The organism is Paenibacillus sp. FSL P2-0089 (assembly GCF_038595095.1).
Taxonomy (GTDB): domain Bacteria; phylum Bacillota; class Bacilli; order Paenibacillales; family Paenibacillaceae; genus Paenibacillus_AQ; species Paenibacillus_AQ silagei.
This window is the reverse complement of sequence record NZ_CP152006.1, coordinates 5,784,627-5,801,673: the sequence shown is the minus strand read 5'-3', so window position 1 is coordinate 5,801,673 and position 17,047 is coordinate 5,784,627. Positions and strand designations below refer to the sequence as shown.

Genomic DNA, 17,047 nt, shown 5'->3' with positions numbered 1-17,047 from the left:
AAGATGTTTAAATTTAACGATGAAAAAGGACAATTGAAATGTTCCTTTTGCGGGAAATCACAAGAGCAGGTTCGTAAGCTCGTAGCAGGACCTGGCGTTTATATATGTGACGAATGCATCGAGCTGTGCACGGAGATTGTGGAAGAGGAGCTGGGCCACGAAGAAGAGCTGGATATGAAGGATATTCCGAAACCGAAGGAAATCCGTGATATCTTGGATCAATACGTTATCGGCCAGGAGCAAGCGAAGAAATCGCTCTCCGTTGCTGTATACAATCACTACAAGCGTGTCAACAGCCAGAGCAAGATTGAAGATGTGGAGCTGACGAAGAGCAACATTCTGCTGCTCGGACCTACAGGCTCCGGTAAGACCCTGCTGGCGCAGACGATGGCGAAGATCATCAACGTACCTTTTGCCATTGCAGATGCCACTTCCCTTACGGAAGCCGGTTATGTGGGTGAAGATGTTGAGAACATTCTCCTGAAGCTGATTCAAGCGGCTGATTATGATGTGGAGAAAGCCGAACGCGGCATTATCTATATAGACGAAATTGACAAGGTAGCGCGTAAATCCGAGAACCCGTCCATTACCCGTGACGTATCCGGTGAAGGCGTTCAGCAGGCGCTGCTGAAGATTCTGGAAGGTACAGTCGCTTCAGTTCCGCCGCAAGGCGGACGCAAGCATCCTCATCAGGAATTCATTCAGATCGATACTACGAACATTCTGTTCATCGTGGGCGGTGCCTTCGACGGCCTGGAGCAGATGATCAAGCGCCGTATCGGCAAAAAAGTCATCGGCTTCAACGCTGCGGTTGAAGGACAGAAGGACCTCAAGGCCGGTGAATACCTGTCCATGGTATTGCCTGAGGATCTGCTGAAGTTCGGTCTTATCCCAGAGTTCGTCGGCCGTCTGCCGGTGATCTCGACCTTGGAGCCGCTTGATGAGAGCACCCTGGTACGTATTCTCTCCGAGCCTAAGAATGCGCTCGTGAAGCAGTATGTGAAGCTGCTGGAGATGGATAATGTAGCTCTGAAGTTCGAACCGCTTGCTCTTGAAGCGATTGCGAAGGAAGCGATCAAGCGCAACACCGGTGCCCGCGGACTGCGTGCCATCATTGAGAGCATTATGCTTGATGTGATGTACGAGGTGCCTTCACGGGATGACATTAAGGATTGTGTCATTACCGAGGAGGTTGTTAAGGAGAAGTCCCTGCCGGAGCTTAGTCTCAAGAAGGATAAGAAAAAAGAAGAAAGCGCGTAAGCCAGGCTTAAATAACCGGGCCTGACACGGCTTAACAATACAGCTCAGGGTCTCCACTTTCTCCCGCACACCCCGCATGACCTGCGGGGGCGGGGAGGGTGGAGCTTTGATCGTTATGGGGGAGAAAACCATGTTCCTGAGACACCAGACCCGTCCCGTCAATGTTGGCGGAGTGATTATCGGGGGTAACAACGAGGTTGCCATCCAAAGCATGTGTACGACCAAGACCGCTGATGTGGAGGCAACCGTGGCCGAGATTCTGCGGCTGGAGGAAGCCGGCTGTCAGCTAGTGCGCGTAACGGTCAACAATGAAGAAGCGGCAGCAGCGATTAAGGAAATCAAGAAGCAGATTCATATCCCGCTCGTAGCGGATATTCATTTCAATTACAAGCTGGCCCTGCTGGCGATTGAGAACGGCATCGACAAGGTGCGGATCAATCCCGGCAATATCGGACGCCGTGATAAGGTGGAAGCTGTCGTTAAGGCCTGTAAGGAGAAGGGGATACCGATCCGTATCGGGGTTAACGCCGGTTCGCTGGAGAATCACCTGCTGGAGAAATACGGTTATCCTACACCGGAGGCGATGGTGGAGAGTGCCTTGTACCATATCGGCATTCTGGAGGAGCTGGACTTCCACGATATTATCGTATCGCTGAAGGCGTCCGATGTGCCAATGGCCATCGAAGCCTACCGCAAGGCAGCGGAGGTCATTCCTTATCCGCTGCATCTGGGGATTACCGAGTCCGGTACTCTGTTCGCCGGAACAGTGAAAAGCTCCGCCGGGATCGGCGCGCTGCTCTCCATGGGCATCGGCAGTACAGTGCGGATCTCCCTGAGTGCTGATCCGGTAGAGGAAGTGAAGGTGGCCCGTGAGCTGCTGAAGACCTTCGGTCTGATCTCGAATGCGGCAACTCTGATCTCCTGCCCGACCTGCGGACGCCTGGATATTGACCTCTTCTCGATTGCGAACGAAGTGGAGGAGTACATCTCCAAGCTGAAGGTGCCGATTAAGGTATCCGTCCTCGGCTGTGCGGTGAATGGTCCGGGGGAAGCCAGAGAAGCGGACATCGGCATCGCCGGTGCGCGCGGAGAAGGGCTGTTGTTCCGTTACGGCAAGATGATCCGCAAGGTGCCTGAGGCGGAGCTGGTCTCCGAGCTGAAGAAGGAGATTGACATTATTGTGGAGCATTTCGAGGCGACCGGCGAGATTCCCGGCCGTAGTCATGCCGGACTGGCTCCGGCCGCTGCGCTCAGCAATTCGGAGAACGGGAATTAACAGAACGCCCCGTTCGTTACGAACCCTGTCCTAATTATAATTATGTCCATGTACCTGAAGTGCCCCGCTGCAGAAGTCTGTCCAATCAGACGTTTGCACCAGGGCGTTTTTTTATGCGAATCTTACGTATAGTCTTCTTCAACAAAGTTAGCATATAGAGCAGTAAGGGAAGAATCACCAAGAAGATGAACGCGAAATTCCCCCATACTTTTGCAATGATTTCATTAACATAAACGGTATTGATATAAGTATTCCAAGCGATGATGATGAACAATACAGCCAGGGGATAGATGAGATAGTCCTGCTTCCGCAGATGGAAGACGGATTGCAGCCCCTTCAGAATGGAGAAGTAGAGCAACGAGATTTTGATGAAAAAGGTCAGTACCCAAATGGTGATCAGAATGCCTTCGACCCGCTGCAGAATATTTCCGATATTGATCGTTTTGGCCAGTGCATAGGCGGGGAAGGTGCTGTTCTCCGTCTGTTCAATCCCGAGAATGAGCAAGCTGAGCAGCACGATGATGCTAAGGACCATGCCGCCTGTGAACGTGCCCAGCAGAAAGGCCCGCTCCCCGCTTTTTGGCTTCCTGACGAGTGGCAGGAAGGTCATCAGCACGATGAGTTCCTGAAACACAGCGGATTGATAGCCGCCAAGGAGGATAGGAGGTAACCCCCCTTCCAGGACCGGCTTGATATGATTCCATTCGATTTTGGGAATCAGGGCCAGCACCAGAATCAGGAACAGGAACAGCACCCAGGGGAATAATAATTCGCATACTCTGGCAAATACGACAACCCCTGAACTGACACTCACTATGGCAGCGATCAGGAAGATAATCTGGACCGCTTCAATTGGTGTTTCGGGCAGAATCTCACTGGTGATGAAGAAGCCGAGGTCGCCCAGCAGCGTACCGGTGAGAATCATGAAATAGAACAGATACAGTAGCGAGACAATTTTGCCAACCCATTTGCCGAAACCCGCTTCGAGTATTTCATAGAGATCTCTGCCGGGATACAGGCGGGCAACCGCGAGATACAGGATGACCATAATCAGATTAATCAGGAGGCTGCAAAGAGCAGCGACCCAGGCATCTTCTCTTGCAGTATGTGCTAATCCGCTTGGGATGATCAGAATGGAGGTTCCGATGGTGAGTCCGAAGGTCATGATATAGAACTGCCGTAAGGAAATACCCGAACGATTCTTCACAGGTGGTTCACTCCCTCGCTCATGAAAGTTATTTCAGGACAGAAGCTGCATGATACTGCGTACCCAGTCGAGCGGCCTGAACTGAGGCAAGTCTGCCATGTCCAGTAAGGTTGCCGCAACCGTAAGACTCCAGAGACTATAGAAGGCGGCTGCATCCCGCAGTGACCGTAGTCTAATTACGGCAGGTGTCTTCAGGATCAATACCAGTAACAGAAATAACAGCAGAATCAGATTCCAAGTCATTTTTCCTCTATCTCCTGTTTCAAAGGTTGGATGATCGAACCGATGCGCTGAATCACTATCTTGGAGCGTACATTTACCTTGACGGTTCTGAAGCTGTCCTCCCAATTCTCGCGGTACGTTCGCCACAGACGGGGATACTTCCGGTGCAGGGCTTCGCCGAACCCGAAGATGTCAGCGCCGTATTTCTGCTGGACCTCCCGGATATTTTGCGTGAGGCTGAGGTCATAATCCTGCTCCAGATTCCTCTGAATATCTTCGATGCTGGCCGGATTATTCAGATTAAGCTTGCCTTGAATCGTGGTGAGATTGGCTTCAATATTTAGCCTTACCGTAAATTCAGGCTTGCCCTGTGCATCTAGCCGGACGTCCAGATTGCTGTCTGAACGGGTTATTATGAAGCCTGCAAGTCCGCCTCCGGGACTGTGTTCATTGCTAACTGTGGAGTCTACTTCATCCAGGACATAATTGACCGTTTTGCTGCCAGGTTCGTCCAGCCAGCCAACCAGCTTGTCTTTTTTAAATACTGCGATTCCCGCATGCTCGATCATGGTCTTCGGGCTGATCGTATCCACATTATTCACGGACCCTCCATTCTGCCCGTCTCCATTCAGTTGCACACCGGACATCACCGGATTGGAGCCGCCGCGCTCCAGCTCGGTAATGAACTGCTGGAGGGTCACTTTCCCGGTGGCTGCCCATTTTTTATGCGAGACCAGAATCGAAGAATACAGGGAGTTCGCCGGAATATGCTCGAATGGGGTGATGATTTCCAGTATCTTGGAGGCCCTGGATTCCTTCGCCACCAGCAGGAAGAAATCCGTACGCAGCTCGTGGTTGCGAGAGATGAAGTCCAGCACATCGCTGACTCCCCTGCGGGCCAAGGCCTCTCCGATGACTAACACGCGGATGTGGGCCAGATACAGCATACGCGGAGTCATGCTCAACATACGCTGCAACGCATCGGGAACAGTTCTGCCAATGGCCTGATAAGTCACCACAGGCACCCCCCCGGAGCTGCCTCCCTTCTGGTTGCCCGCCTCCCCGGGATTCATCACCTGAACAGTGACGGCATAGCCGCCCGGATCGAGATCAATGCCGAGTGCCATGACGAGCGCCAGATCATTCAGCTCTTTGCGGCTCCAGCATCCGGTGAGCAAGGTAAGGCTGATGATCAGAAGGATACACAGGAATTTTCTCCACATGGCCAGCAGTCCTTTCGTTGAAGAGAGTTCATGTCGCCCTGCTAATTCTGCCCAAAATACTTCTTCATGGTGCGCCGGGATAAGCGGATGAACGTATCTTTCTGGCTCTGCCGGCGCATGGGGGCAAAAGAGGTCATGTAAGGGATGCCCATAGATTCAAGGCTGCACAGATGCAATCCCAGAATAATCAAGGCAATGATGATTCCGAATAGACCGAAGGAAGCGGCAATAACCATCAGGACAAACCGCAGCATCCGCACGGAAATTCCCACATTGAAGGCAGGCAAGGTGAAATTGGCGATGGCTGTAATGGATACGACAATAACCATGGCCGCCGAGACAAGTCCTGCATCGACCGCCGCTTGACCAATCACCAGCGTTCCGACGATGGACACCGACTGGCCGATCGACTTGGGCAGACGGATGCCGGCCTCGCGCAGAATCTCGAAGGTAATCTCCATGATGTAGGCTTCAAGGAAGGCCGGAAAAGGAATCCCCTCGCGCTGCCCGATCAGGCTGATCAGCAGGGTGGTCGGAATCATCTCCTGGTGGAAGGTAGTGATCGCTATATAGAAGGAGGGAGTCAACAGTGCGATGGCAAAGCAGAAGAAGCGGAGCATCCGGACCAGAGTGGCAAAATCACTCCGCTGGTAATAATCCTCACTGGACTGGAAGAACTGCACTAATAGCGCTGGAACCACCAGGATAAACGGGGTGCCCTCCACCAGAATGGCGATCCGGCCTTCCAGCAGTGCGGATGCGGCCGAATCCGGCCGCTCCGTATTATAGACAGTCGGAAAGGGGCTGTAGCGCTGGTCCTGAATCATCTCCTCGATATAGTTACTCTCCAGCACACTGTCGAGCTTAGCGGCATCCAGCCGCCTGCGCAGCTCCTGCAGCACTTCGGGATCGGCATTGCCTTCAATATACATCACTGCGACATTGGTCTGGGTCTGCTCTCCAAGCTTCCGCTGTTCAATACGCAGCTTGGGGTTCTGGATACGCCGGCGGATCAGCGCCGTGTTCTCCCGCAGGGATTCGGTGAAGCCTTCACGCGGCCCTCTTACTACAGATTGGGATACCGCGTCTTCCACTGAACGCTGCTTCAGCGCTTCTGTACCGGCAGATAACGCATGCGTGCTTCCATCGATATAGATGACCGAGTTACCGGCCAGCAGTTCCGTCTCTACCTCTGTATAATTAGTAATCCCTCCAACCTTGCCGAGGGAGAGCGTTCTGTCCTGCAGCAGCTTCAGGCAGCGCTCCGGCTGCGGTTCACTGAACTCATTGAACTGGCCCGCGTCTTCATGAATGGCCTTCATCAGAGCCTGCGGATCAGCCATTCCTTCAATATATACAACCACTACAGACGAGGGTCCGAGTGTAATGAATCGGTAGATGATATCTGTACTTGTGCCCAGACGGACTTGTATTCCCTCTATAAAAGCGGACAGAGAGTCCGGCAGTTTCTCCTGCGGCGAGCCTGCGTTCTCCAGCTGTGTCATGTTCATTCGCCTCCCATCATCCCGTATAGTCTTTCCGTATGAGGTGATCCTATGCAATCTATCGGCAAGGAAGGAGAATGGGATTCGGTTTTTTTGCTGCGGGAGTTTACGAATGTTTGAAACGGCTATACTACCTAGTAGTAGCTGAATACAGAACATGCAGACGGAAGGATACAGGAGGGTGACCTATGGAACTAAGTATATTGCTGATGGTCGTGCAGCTCTTTTTCGCGCTGGTCATCGGCGTTTATTTTTGGAATCTGCTGCGGGGACAGAAGACCAATAAGACAGCGGTGGACCGGGAATCGCGCAAGGAGCTGGACAAGCTGCGGAAGATGCGGATGATCTCACTGACCAAGCCGCTCTCGGAAAAGACGCGTCCCGCCTCCATTGACGATATCGTCGGACAGAAGGATGGGCTGCGCGCCTTGAAGGCCGCGTTATGCAGTGCCAATCCGCAGCATGTTATTATCTACGGGCCGCCGGGTGTAGGCAAGACGGCAGCGGCGCGGGTAGTTATGGAAGAAGCGAAGAAGAATGCGTTATCGCCATTCAAACGTGATGCCAAATTCACCGAGATCGACGCCACTACGGCGCGCTTCGACGAGCGCGGCATTGCCGATCCGCTGATCGGCTCCGTGCATGATCCGATCTATCAGGGTGCGGGGGCCATGGGGGTGGCCGGAGTCCCGCAGCCGAAGCCGGGCGCAGTAACCAAGGCGCATGGGGGAATTCTGTTCCTCGATGAGATTGGCGAGCTGCATCCTATTCAGATGAATAAGCTGCTGAAGGTGCTGGAAGACCGCAAGGTGCTGCTGGAGAGCGCCTATTACAACTCGGAGGACAGCAACACACCAGCGTATATTCATGATATTTTCCAAAATGGCCTGCCTGCCGATTTCCGGCTGGTCGGAGCCACGACACGGTCGCCGGACGAGATCTCGCCGGCGCTGCGTTCGCGCTGCATGGAGATTTATTTCCGTCCGCTGCTGCCGGAGGAGATTGCCGTGATCGGACGGGATGCCGTCCAGAAGATCGGGCTGAAGCCAAGCCCCGAAGCGGTCGAGGTCGTGCAGCAGTACGCTACGAACGGCCGCGAGGCGGTGAATATGATTCAGCTGGCCGCTGGTCTGGCGCTGACCGAAGGCCGGGATACGCTGAGCGCTGCGGAAGTGGAATGGGTCGCCAGCAGCAGCCAGCTGCCGCTGCGGACGGAGCGCAAGATACCATCCGCCCCGCAGGTCGGGCTGGTCAACGGCCTTGCCGTCTACGGGCCTGGCATGGGCACACTGCTGGAGATTGAGGTCTCAGCCGCGCCAGCCCTTAACGGGCCGGGCAGGCTGAATATCACCGGGGTAGTCGATGAAGAGGAGACACGCGGAGGCTCGCGGACTGTGCGGCGCAAGAGCATGGCCCGGGGCTCGATTGAGAATGTGCTGACCGTCCTGCGCTCCATGAAGCTGGAGCCGGACAAGTATGACCTGCACATTAACTTCCCCGGCGGGACGCCGATTGACGGACCGTCCGCCGGGGTGGCCATGGCGGTAGCCATCGTCTCTGCCATCCGGCAGCTGCTGGTGGACAACACGGTGGCGATCACCGGGGAGGTTGGCATCCATGGCCGGGTGAAGCCGGTCGGCGGCGTAGTCGCCAAAGTGGAGGCTGCCTTCCAGGCGGGAGCAACGACTGTGCTGATTCCGAAGGAGAACTGGCAGTCGCTGTTCGCCGATCTCGGCGCGCTGCGGGTGATCCCGGTGGACACGGTGGAGGAAGTCTTCCGCCACCTGTTCGGCACCGATACGGCAGACATCAGAATGCCTGCCGTGTCTGGCGAGACCTTCTCTTCAGCGCCTTCACTGTTGAAGGCGGATGCTTCGGGCGAGAGTCTGCCCGGGTAAGACAGACACATAGTAGAATCCCCTGGCGGGCAGCTGCCGGGGGATTTTTTTTGGCGCATTAGGAGGGGGAGCAGCAGCGGCATAGGACACGAATGTTCGGCGAATACTACATACCGATGGGTGAGCGTGCCAATAACGCCAATTGCGGACACGGGTTGTTGGTGTTTTCATGCGGCTTTTGTTAGAATGAATGCATATGACACTACTTATGAACCATGGGAGGTGCGAAAGCGATGATACAAAATAAATCCAAAGGTCGTCGTTTTCCTTTATTACCGCTTAGAGGTCTTCTTGTATATCCCAGTATGGTTCTGCATCTGGATGTAGGCCGTGAGAAGTCCGTCCGGGCACTAGAGAAAGCTATGGTTGAAGATAATCTTATTCTCCTCTGCTCCCAATCTGAAGTTAATATTGAGGAGCCGGGGCAAGAGGATATATTCCGCGTGGGTACGGTGGCGAATGTGCGGCAGATGCTGAAGCTTCCCAATGGTACGATCCGTGTGCTGGTGGAAGGCGTAGAGCGGGCTGAGATCATTCATTATACGGACAACGAGGAGTACTATGAGGTGATGGCGCGTGAGCTGCCGGAGCAGGAGGATGTGGACCAGGAGAGCGATGCCCTGATGCGCAGCGTGCTGAGCCAGTTCGAACACTACATCACTTTGTCCAAAAAAGTAACGCCAGAGACGCTCGCTGCGGTCTCCGATATTGAGGAGCCTGGGCGGCTGGCGGATGTCATCACCAGTCATCTGGCGCTGAAGATCAAGGACAAACAGGAGATCCTGGAAACCATTGACGTCAGCAAGCGTCTGGAGAAGCTGCTCGATATCCTCAATAATGAGCGAGAAGTGCTGGAGCTGGAACGTAAGATCAGCCAGCGTGTGAAGAAGCAGATGGAGAAGACCCAGAAGGAATATTACCTGCGTGAACAGATGAAAGCGATCCAGAAGGAGCTTGGCGAGAAGGAAGGCCGGGCCGGTGAAGCCGATGAGCTGCGCACCCAGATGGAAGAGAAGAATCTGCCGGAGCGGGTGCAGGAGAAGATCCTGAAGGAGATCGACCGTCTGGAGAAAATGCCGGCAAGCTCGGCCGAAGGCAGCGTTATCCGCAACTACGTGGATTGGCTGCTCGGTCTGCCCTGGAGTGAAGCCACGGAAGATGATCTGGATATCCGTAAGGCGGAAGAAGTGCTGGACGCAGACCACTACGGTCTGGAGAAGCCGAAGGAACGGGTACTGGAATACCTGGCCGTGCAGAAGCTGGTCAAGGGTCTGAAGGGGCCGATTCTGTGTCTGGTAGGTCCTCCGGGTGTCGGCAAAACCTCGCTCGCCCGCTCCATCGCCCGCTCCCTGAACCGCAAGTTCGTCCGCATCTCGCTGGGCGGCGTGCGGGATGAAGCCGAGATCCGGGGTCACCGCCGCACATATGTCGGCGCAATGCCGGGCCGGATCATCCAGGGGATGAAGACGGCAGGCAGTATCAACCCGGTCTTCCTGCTGGATGAGATCGACAAGATGGCAGCGGACTTCCGCGGCGATCCGTCGGCGGCCCTGCTGGAGGTGCTGGACCCGGAACAGAACAATACGTTCAGCGATCACTTCGTAGAGCTGCCGTTCGACCTGTCGAACGTCATGTTCGTCACTACGGCGAATGCTGTGCACAACATTCCGCGTCCGCTGCTGGACCGGATGGAGATGCTGTTCATTCCCGGCTATACGGAGCTGGAGAAGCTGCAGATTGCCAGCCGTTATCTGCTGCCGAAGCAGCGCAAGAGCCACGGCCTTGCGGAAGAACAGCTGTCCATCGGAGACGATACGCTGCTGAAGATTGTCCGCGAGTACACCCGCGAATCCGGGGTGCGGAATCTGGAGCAGCAGATTGCTGCCCTCTGCCGCAAGGCGGCGAAGCAGATTGTCTCGGAAGAGAAGGAACGCGTCAGCATTCTTCCGGAGGAGATCAAGGATTACTTGGGAGCCTCGAAGTTCCGTTATGGAATGGCTGAGCTGGAGGATCAGATCGGTACCGTTACCGGGCTGGCCTGGACAGAGGTTGGCGGCGATACGCTGCTGATTGAAGTCACGGTGGTTCAGGGCACCGGGAAGCTGACGCTGACCGGACAGCTCGGCGATGTAATGAAGGAGTCGGCGCAGGCCGCCTTCAGCTATACCCGCTCGAAGGCGGAGGAGCTGGGGCTTGCCCCTGATTTTCACGAGAAGAACGATATTCACATCCATATTCCCGAAGGTGCGATTCCCAAGGACGGTCCGTCCGCAGGGATTACAATCGCCACGGCGCTGATCTCCGCGCTCACCAAGCGTTATGTCTCCAAGCATGTGGCCATGACCGGCGAGATCACGCTGCGCGGACGCGTATTGCCGATCGGAGGCCTGAAGGAGAAGTCCCTGGCCGCGCACCGTGCAGGCTACAAGAAGATTCTTATGCCGAAGGATAATGAACGCGACCTCAAGGATATTCCTGAGAGTGTCCGTAATGATGTCGAGTTCGTGCCGGTATCCCATATGGACCAGGTGCTGAAGCACGCGCTCGTAGACCATGCAGAAGAAGTTAACACCGGCTCAGATTCAGATACAGAAATAAGCATTGAAGCGCCCAGTAGTGTGCATTAGAAAGGAAGTCTTATGAAAGTTAACAACGCCGAATTTATTATCAGTGCCGTAGGCCCTGACCAATACCCAGTGGATGCCTTGCCGGAGATTGCTCTGGCAGGGCGCTCCAATGTAGGGAAGTCCTCTCTGATCAACCGGATGATTAACCGCAAGAATCTGGCCCGCACCAGTTCTACACCGGGCAAGACGCAGCATATGAACTATTATCTTGTGAATGAGAGCATGTATTTCGTTGACTTCCCGGGCTATGGCTACGCCAAGGTCTCGAAGACACAGCGCGCCTCCTGGGGCAAAATGGTCGAGAAGTACATGGCAGAGCGCGAGACGCTGAAGATGGTCCTGCTTGTCGTGGATCTGCGCCATCCGCCGACAGCCAATGACAAGATGATGTTTGACTGGCTGAAGCACTACGATCTGCCGCTCTGCGTAGTGGCTACCAAAGCGGACAAAATTCCGAAGACCCGCTGGCCGAAGCATATCAAGGTAATGAAGCAGGAGCTCGGTGTGCTGCCGGGAGACAGCTTCATTGCGTATTCATCAGAGATTGGACTTGGCAAAGACGAATTATGGGAACTTATAGATAGACATACTCTACCCACCGAAGAAGAGCTTCCGGCAGAACCGGATGATCAGGATTCCGGGGATGAACCGCAGCACGAAGCGCCTTCCGAGACTTAAGGGTTTGTCATTAAGAATTGAGGGATGTTTATGGCTCAGCGTCTGGCGATGGAATATGTGAATGCAACGATGCAAATGACCGAATTTCAGCTGAACCAGTTTCTGCTGACCGCTGATACCAGCTATATCAGTCACCGTGTGAAGGTACTAGGCGCGGGCGAACAGGAGATTGTGCTGGAGGAGGCCGGAGGCGAGGAGGTCCATCTGTCTTTTGAACGCAAAGGCGGCATCTATATGGGTTCCTTGTCCTGCAGGGTGGTGAATCCTCATCTGATTAATGCAGTCCGCAAACTATTCTTCATGTATAAGGGCACGGGGACCGTAAACCGGATTTATAAGGATCTTACAATGATGTACTACTATGAAGGCGGCTCGGTGCGCCGGATCTCGGAAGTGAGACCGGGCGGCACCAAGCTGATCTATCAGCATAAATATTCAGTGGCAGAGATGCTGGCTGTCTACAAGCGTCAGACGATAGAATGTGAGATTGAGCAGCTCCGTCAAGAGATTGATAGACTGCTCGATATGCGCAACCGTAGTCAGCAAGAGGCAGTAATTAAGGAAGTCGATGAGAGACTTGCAGAGGCGGCCGTCCGGCTGTTCCGACTGGAAGCATAAATGATATTGTTTTAAAATTTGGCAATCATTTCCTAGTGAAATGGTTGTATTTTTTTGCGAAAACTATACATATCCTCTACGAAAGGACCGATAAACAACATATGATAGATATCCATAGCCACATTCTACCCTTCATGGATGACGGAGCCGCTGATTACGACGCCGCTCTCGCCATGGCGCTTGACGCCCATAACGATGGTATTACAACTGTAGTGGCTACCCCCCACCATGCGAACGGAGTCTATATGAATCCGGCTCCGGAGATTGAGGCGGCGGTGCGGGTGCTGAACGCGAAGCTGCAGGAGGCAGGCAATCCGCTGGTCGTGCTGCCCGGGCAGGAGATCCGGATCTACGGAGAACTGCTCGATGATCTGGAGCGCGGACAACTGCTGACGCTTGCCGGTTCCCGGTATATTCTGCTGGAGATGCCCTCTTCGCGGGTGCCCCGCACGATGGAGGAGACCTGCCATGAGCTGGTCATCCAGGGAATGGTGCCGGTTATCGCCCACCCGGAGCGCAATGCGGAGGTTGCTGCCGATCCGTCTAAGCTGCTGCGTTTAATAGAGCTTGGCGCCCTGGGACAGGTAACCGCACAGAGTATAGCCGGCGTCTTCGGCAGTAAGCTGCAGAAGCTGTCGCTCGAATTATGCCGGCAGCATGCCGTGCATATTATTGCATCGGATGCGCATGATTCTATGCATCGACCCTTTGGATTAAGCGAGGCTTACGGAGTGGTGCGGCGGGAATTGGGAGAAGAGTCAGTCGACTTTTTTCTACAAAATGCGCGCGATGTGCTTGCAAATAACGAGATTAATCGAGTGAATTCTATTCAATCTAACAGCAAACTTCATAGATTGTTCGGATTTTTTTCTCGTAAAGGGTGACCTTCCGTGTCATTAATGGTAGAATGGGTATTACTGGATTCTTGCACTAGTATTAATACAAATACATACCAAGAGGTGGATGACAAGTGACTTTGAAGAAAAAATTAGCAGTATCTACACTAGCAGTAAGCATGGCAGCGGCATCCGTTGCCGGATTCCCGTTCAGCAGCAAGGGGCTGGCTGAACATTTTGGAGTGAGTACAGCTTCCGCAGCAGCAGTATCGCAGGCAGATGTGAAGGCGAAGGTTGAGAAGATTTATGCTCAGCTGACAGAAGCCGACAGATTAGCGCTTCTGAATTACAAAAATCAAGCAAACGCTGTGGATCTTGCAGCATTCAGAGAAATTTTCAAGCCAGTACTTGAGAATCTCACCTTCCTAAATGACGCGGACGTGGTGACTGCCCATGCAGCATTCAAGAGCGTATCCAGTGTAGTCTATGATGTATATGATAAGGATTACACTGCAATTAAGGATATCCGCTACAATGTGGATAACGTAGCCCTGTTGAAGAAGATTGCAGCTGAGGCTGGCGTAAAGAATCTTACAACGGATCATTTCATTGAATTCCTGTTCGGAGATAACGGTGTTGAAGCTGAGCTTCGCGCATTGGTCAGCAGCAAGACAAGTGCTGAACTGCTGGAGATTGTTGCTAATCCTGCAAGCCAGGATAAATTGATTAATGATGCTATTACTACAGTACTTAACCATAACACAGGTACTGGAGCCCTTACAGTAAGCCAGGTAGTGTACAATCTTCACATTTCTCCTGATGATGTTAAGGAGAGCCTGAAGAACCTGAATATTGCAGTTCCAGCAACGAAGCCAGCAGTGAAAGCCCTTGCTACAGCTTATATCAAAGCTTACGGCTTCAGCGATGGCGGTACTACTAACCCTCCTGGAACTGGCACAGGTGGCGGTGGCGGTGGCGGCACAGTAACTGCTCCGGTTACGAACCCTACAGCTACACCAGGTCTGTACGATGTATCTAAGCTGGTAACGATTGTGGGCGACAAAGCAACCCTGAAGCTCGTAGATGCTGACGTACTGAAAGCCTTCGATGCACTGGTTGCTGCCAATGCCGGTAAGACAGGTCTTACACTTACCCTGAACCTGGGTACAGTGAACGCGGCAACCGTAGAAGTGCCATTGTCCAAAGCAATCATCGAAGCAGCCAAGGCGAAAGGCATTGCCAACATTGCGATTACTTTCAACGGCTTGACCGTAACGATTCCGGTAGGACAGTTCAGTGAAGCTATTACACTGACTACTTCCACTGTAGCAGATACAACCGTAACTTCCTTGTCCAGCATGAAGCTGGCATCCAGCGTATATGACTTCGAACTGACTGTGGGCGGTGTGGTTACAACCACTTTCAAGGAGCCAATCATCATCAAGCTGCCGCTTAAGAATACAGAAGGCCTTGACCGTGAACTGCTGTCCGTTGCGAAGGTAGTCTACAAAGAATTGCAATACCAGGGCGGTGTTGTAGATGGTGATTACATCACTGAACCACGTGACGGCTTCTCTTCCTACGCTGTACTGGAGAACAAAGTCAGCTTCAAGGATGTTGCAAGTGTTCAGGCTTGGGCTGGAAGACAGATCTCAGTCGTAGCAGCCAAGGGCGCTATTGAAGGCGTAGGCAACGGCAACTTTGCTCCGAAGAACAATGTGACCCGTGCAGAATTCGCCAAGATGCTGATCCGCGCACTGAACCTGGAGAACAACTCCGCGAAGCAGAGCTTCGGTGATGTAAGCTCCACTGCCTGGTATGCTCCTTACGTAGCTGTTGCTGCTGAGAAGGGAATCATTACTGGACGCAGTGCAGCCCAGTTCGATCCTAATGCAACGATTACCCGTGCTGAGATGGCAACGATGATTGCCCGTGCCGTGAAGTCGCAGAAGCCGGAAGCTGCAACGAATGTCAGCTCCCTCAGCAAATTCTCCGATGCAGGCAAGATCGCTGCTTCCCTGAAAGACGGAGTAGCCTTCGCTGCCAGCAACAACCTGGTGATCGGTAACGCCGGCAAGTTTAACCCTAACAACACAGCTACACGTGCTGAAGCTGCAGTTATTATCTACCGTACAATCAACTTCAAGTAAGTAAATAGTATTGTGGAGAGCCTCCTCTCGTCGTATAGAGAGGAGGCACTTTTTTAGGATATAGGGTATAAGAATTTACAGCTTGGAGGGAAATGCACTTGTCAGCACAAGAATTGGATTTGCGCGATTATTTCCAGATTGTCAGGAAGAGACTGTGGATGATTATTAGCATTGTTATCGTGGCTTGTGTTCTTGCCGGGATCTACAGCTTATATATCAAGAATCCTGTCTACGAAGCTTCAACGAAGATCATTGTTAATCAGACGCCTACCCAAGCTACGGCAGCACAGCTGGATCTGAATCAGATCAATACCAACATTCAGCTGATCAATACGTACAAGGAAATTATCAAGACTCCGGCGATCCTCGATGTTGTGGCTAAGAACTACCCGCAGTTCGGGATTACGGCAGAGGAAATGCTGAAGAAGGTTAACGTGAGTTCTGTAAATAATACGCAGGTGATGACACTTGTCGTTCGAGATAATTCATACCAGAGAGCCGCAGAGATCGTGAATGCCATATCACTTGTATTTAAGCAGGAGATTCCGTCCTTGTTCAACGTACAGAATGTGTCCATCCTCAACGAAGCCAAGCTTAATCCGCCAGTTGCACCCGGACCGGTAGAGCCGAATGTGGTCATGAACCTCGCCATTGCTTTTATCGTATCCCTGATGATTGGTCTGGGGATCGCCTTCCTGCTGGAGTATCTCGATGATACGCTGAAGACAGAAGACGACATTAAGAAATACCTTGGACTTCCGACTATAGCTATGATTACCCGGCTGGGCCAGGAAGAAACCAAGACCACCGGGCAGCAGGCTCAGACACAGAGCAGAAAGGCGGGGGAACTCGAGCATGTCACAGCAGCCAAATAAACAACGTCATCTGATCACCGTGACCAACCCGCGTTCGCCGGTATCCGAAGCCTTTCGGGCACTGCGCACGAACATAGATTTCTCCTCTGTAGATGAACAGATCCAAATTATTATGGTCACTTCTTCCGGACCGGAGGAAGGAAAATCAACCGTTACTGCCAACCTGGCCGCTGCGTACGCGCAAGCGGATAAGAAGGTGCTGCTGATCGACGGTGACTTGCGTAAGCCTACAGCGCATAAGACTTTTACACTGAGTAACCGGTATGGGTTGTCCTCCTTGCTCTCGCAGCAGGCGAATCTGTCCGATGTGATTCAGGAATCCGGTGTGAACAACCTGTATCTGATGACATCTGGCCCGATTCCTCCGAATCCCGCTGAGATGATGGCCTCCAACCGGATGAGTGCGGTGCTGCAGGAGCTGCGTCAATTATATGATGTGATTCTGATTGATACTCCGCCGCTATTGGCCGTTACAGATGCACAGATTGTTGCCTCCAAGAGTGATGGCGTAATTATGGTGGTCAGCTACGGTAAGGTGAAGCGCGATATTGCAGCTAAGGCGAAGGCCAATCTGGACCGGGTCGGGGCCAAGATGCTGGGCGTGGTCCTTAACAATGTGAAGCGCAAGGCCAGTGAAGGCTACTACTATTACTACTATGGCAATTGAATTGT

14 protein-coding genes are annotated in these 17,047 nt (G+C 53.1%); 10 read left to right on the top strand and 4 right to left on the bottom strand.

Features of this window, described 5'->3' with window-relative positions:
- Window positions 1-3 precede the first annotated feature (3 nt).
- Both clpX and ispG read left to right on the top strand, forming a co-directional pair.
- On the top strand, window positions 4-1,260 hold the full coding sequence (gene clpX, locus NST69_RS24290; RefSeq protein WP_209876883.1) for an ATP-dependent Clp protease ATP-binding subunit ClpX: 1,257 nt from the start codon (window positions 4-6) through the stop codon (window positions 1,258-1,260).
- Window positions 1,261-1,390: 130 nt separating this feature from the next.
- Window positions 1,391-2,536 carry a flavodoxin-dependent (E)-4-hydroxy-3-methylbut-2-enyl-diphosphate synthase gene (gene ispG / locus NST69_RS24285; protein WP_209877026.1) on the top strand — a complete coding sequence of 382 codons (1,146 nt, stop codon included), beginning with the start codon at window positions 1,391-1,393 and terminating at the stop codon, window positions 2,534-2,536.
- Window positions 2,537-2,621: 85 nt separating this feature from the next.
- Here the strand turns inward: ispG and NST69_RS24280 are convergent, their stop codons facing one another.
- Genes NST69_RS24280 through NST69_RS24265 form a run of 4 tightly spaced genes read right to left on the bottom strand, consistent with a single transcriptional unit; the run spans window position 2,622 to window position 6,693 of the window.
- Window positions 2,622-3,743 (bottom strand): endospore germination permease, encoded by a 1,122-nt coding sequence (locus NST69_RS24280; protein WP_339250661.1) that lies wholly within the window; start codon window positions 3,741-3,743, stop codon window positions 2,622-2,624.
- A gap of 33 nt (window positions 3,744-3,776) precedes the next feature.
- On the bottom strand, window positions 3,777-3,986 hold the full coding sequence (locus NST69_RS24275; RefSeq protein ID WP_342547367.1) for a hypothetical protein: 210 nt from the start codon (window positions 3,984-3,986) through the stop codon (window positions 3,777-3,779).
- Entirely contained in the window at window positions 3,983-5,188 is a 1,206-nt protein-coding gene (locus NST69_RS24270) for a Ger(x)C family spore germination protein (RefSeq protein ID WP_342547366.1), read from the bottom strand. The genes NST69_RS24275 and NST69_RS24270 overlap by 4 nt, the downstream gene beginning before the upstream one ends.
- Window positions 5,189-5,229: 41 nt before the next feature.
- On the bottom strand, window positions 5,230-6,693 hold the full coding sequence (locus tag NST69_RS24265; RefSeq protein WP_342547365.1) for a spore germination protein: 1,464 nt from the start codon (window positions 6,691-6,693) through the stop codon (window positions 5,230-5,232).
- Between the two features lie 188 nt (window positions 6,694-6,881).
- On the opposite strand from NST69_RS24265, the gene lonB reads away from it, so the two are divergent.
- From lonB to NST69_RS24225, 8 genes are all read left to right on the top strand, one after another.
- A complete protein-coding gene (lonB, locus tag NST69_RS24260) occupies window positions 6,882-8,591 on the top strand; it encodes an ATP-dependent protease LonB (RefSeq protein WP_342547363.1) in 1,710 nt (569 codons plus the stop codon).
- Window positions 8,592-8,824: 233 nt separating this feature from the next.
- The gene (gene lon / locus NST69_RS24255; RefSeq protein ID WP_339311338.1) at window positions 8,825-11,218 is read left to right on the top strand and encodes an endopeptidase La; all 2,394 of its coding nucleotides are present in this window, start codon (window positions 8,825-8,827) and stop codon (window positions 11,216-11,218) included.
- Between the two features lie 12 nt (window positions 11,219-11,230).
- The gene (gene yihA / locus NST69_RS24250) at window positions 11,231-11,896 is read left to right on the top strand and encodes a ribosome biogenesis GTP-binding protein YihA/YsxC (protein WP_036726020.1); all 666 of its coding nucleotides are present in this window, start codon (window positions 11,231-11,233) and stop codon (window positions 11,894-11,896) included.
- Between the two features lie 30 nt (window positions 11,897-11,926).
- The gene (locus NST69_RS24245; protein WP_339250651.1) at window positions 11,927-12,514 is read left to right on the top strand and encodes a non-ribosomal peptide synthetase module; all 588 of its coding nucleotides are present in this window, start codon (window positions 11,927-11,929) and stop codon (window positions 12,512-12,514) included.
- 101 nt (window positions 12,515-12,615) lie between these two features.
- Complete coding sequence (locus tag NST69_RS24240; protein ID WP_339250649.1) at window positions 12,616-13,398, top strand: CpsB/CapC family capsule biosynthesis tyrosine phosphatase; 783 nt, start codon at window positions 12,616-12,618, stop codon at window positions 13,396-13,398.
- Between the two features lie 86 nt (window positions 13,399-13,484).
- Window positions 13,485-15,500: an S-layer homology domain-containing protein gene (locus tag NST69_RS24235; RefSeq protein WP_339250646.1), complete on the top strand. Its 2,016-nt coding sequence runs from the start codon at window positions 13,485-13,487 to the stop codon at window positions 15,498-15,500.
- Between the two features lie 98 nt (window positions 15,501-15,598).
- Window positions 15,599-16,375: a Wzz/FepE/Etk N-terminal domain-containing protein gene (locus tag NST69_RS24230; RefSeq protein WP_083678063.1), complete on the top strand. Its 777-nt coding sequence runs from the start codon at window positions 15,599-15,601 to the stop codon at window positions 16,373-16,375.
- A complete protein-coding gene (locus NST69_RS24225) occupies window positions 16,356-17,042 on the top strand; it encodes a CpsD/CapB family tyrosine-protein kinase (RefSeq protein ID WP_209876903.1) in 687 nt (228 codons plus the stop codon). The genes NST69_RS24230 and NST69_RS24225 overlap by 20 nt, the downstream gene beginning before the upstream one ends.
- Window positions 17,043-17,047: the final 5 nt, after the last annotated feature.

What these genes read in the sequence shown, in the direction of transcription:
- clpX (WP_209876883.1), top strand. Translation starts at nt 4, where the DNA reads ATGTTTAAATTTAACGATGAAAAAGGACAATTGAAATGTTCCTTTTGC.
- ispG (WP_209877026.1), top strand. Translation starts at nt 1,391, where the DNA reads ATGTTCCTGAGACACCAGACCCGTCCCGTCAATGTTGGCGGAGTGATT.
- NST69_RS24275 (WP_342547367.1), bottom strand. Translation starts at nt 3,986, where the DNA reads ATGACTTGGAATCTGATTCTGCTGTTATTTCTGTTACTGGTATTGATC.
- NST69_RS24270 (WP_342547366.1), bottom strand. Translation starts at nt 5,188, where the DNA reads ATGTGGAGAAAATTCCTGTGTATCCTTCTGATCATCAGCCTTACCTTG.
- NST69_RS24265 (WP_342547365.1), bottom strand. Translation starts at nt 6,693, where the DNA reads ATGACACAGCTGGAGAACGCAGGCTCGCCGCAGGAGAAACTGCCGGAC.
- lonB (WP_342547363.1), top strand. Translation starts at nt 6,882, where the DNA reads ATGGAACTAAGTATATTGCTGATGGTCGTGCAGCTCTTTTTCGCGCTG.
- lon (WP_339311338.1), top strand. Translation starts at nt 8,825, where the DNA reads ATGATACAAAATAAATCCAAAGGTCGTCGTTTTCCTTTATTACCGCTT.
- yihA (WP_036726020.1), top strand. Translation starts at nt 11,231, where the DNA reads ATGAAAGTTAACAACGCCGAATTTATTATCAGTGCCGTAGGCCCTGAC.
- NST69_RS24245 (WP_339250651.1), top strand. Translation starts at nt 11,927, where the DNA reads ATGGCTCAGCGTCTGGCGATGGAATATGTGAATGCAACGATGCAAATG.
- NST69_RS24240 (WP_339250649.1), top strand. Translation starts at nt 12,616, where the DNA reads ATGATAGATATCCATAGCCACATTCTACCCTTCATGGATGACGGAGCC.
- NST69_RS24225 (WP_209876903.1), top strand. Translation starts at nt 16,356, where the DNA reads ATGTCACAGCAGCCAAATAAACAACGTCATCTGATCACCGTGACCAAC.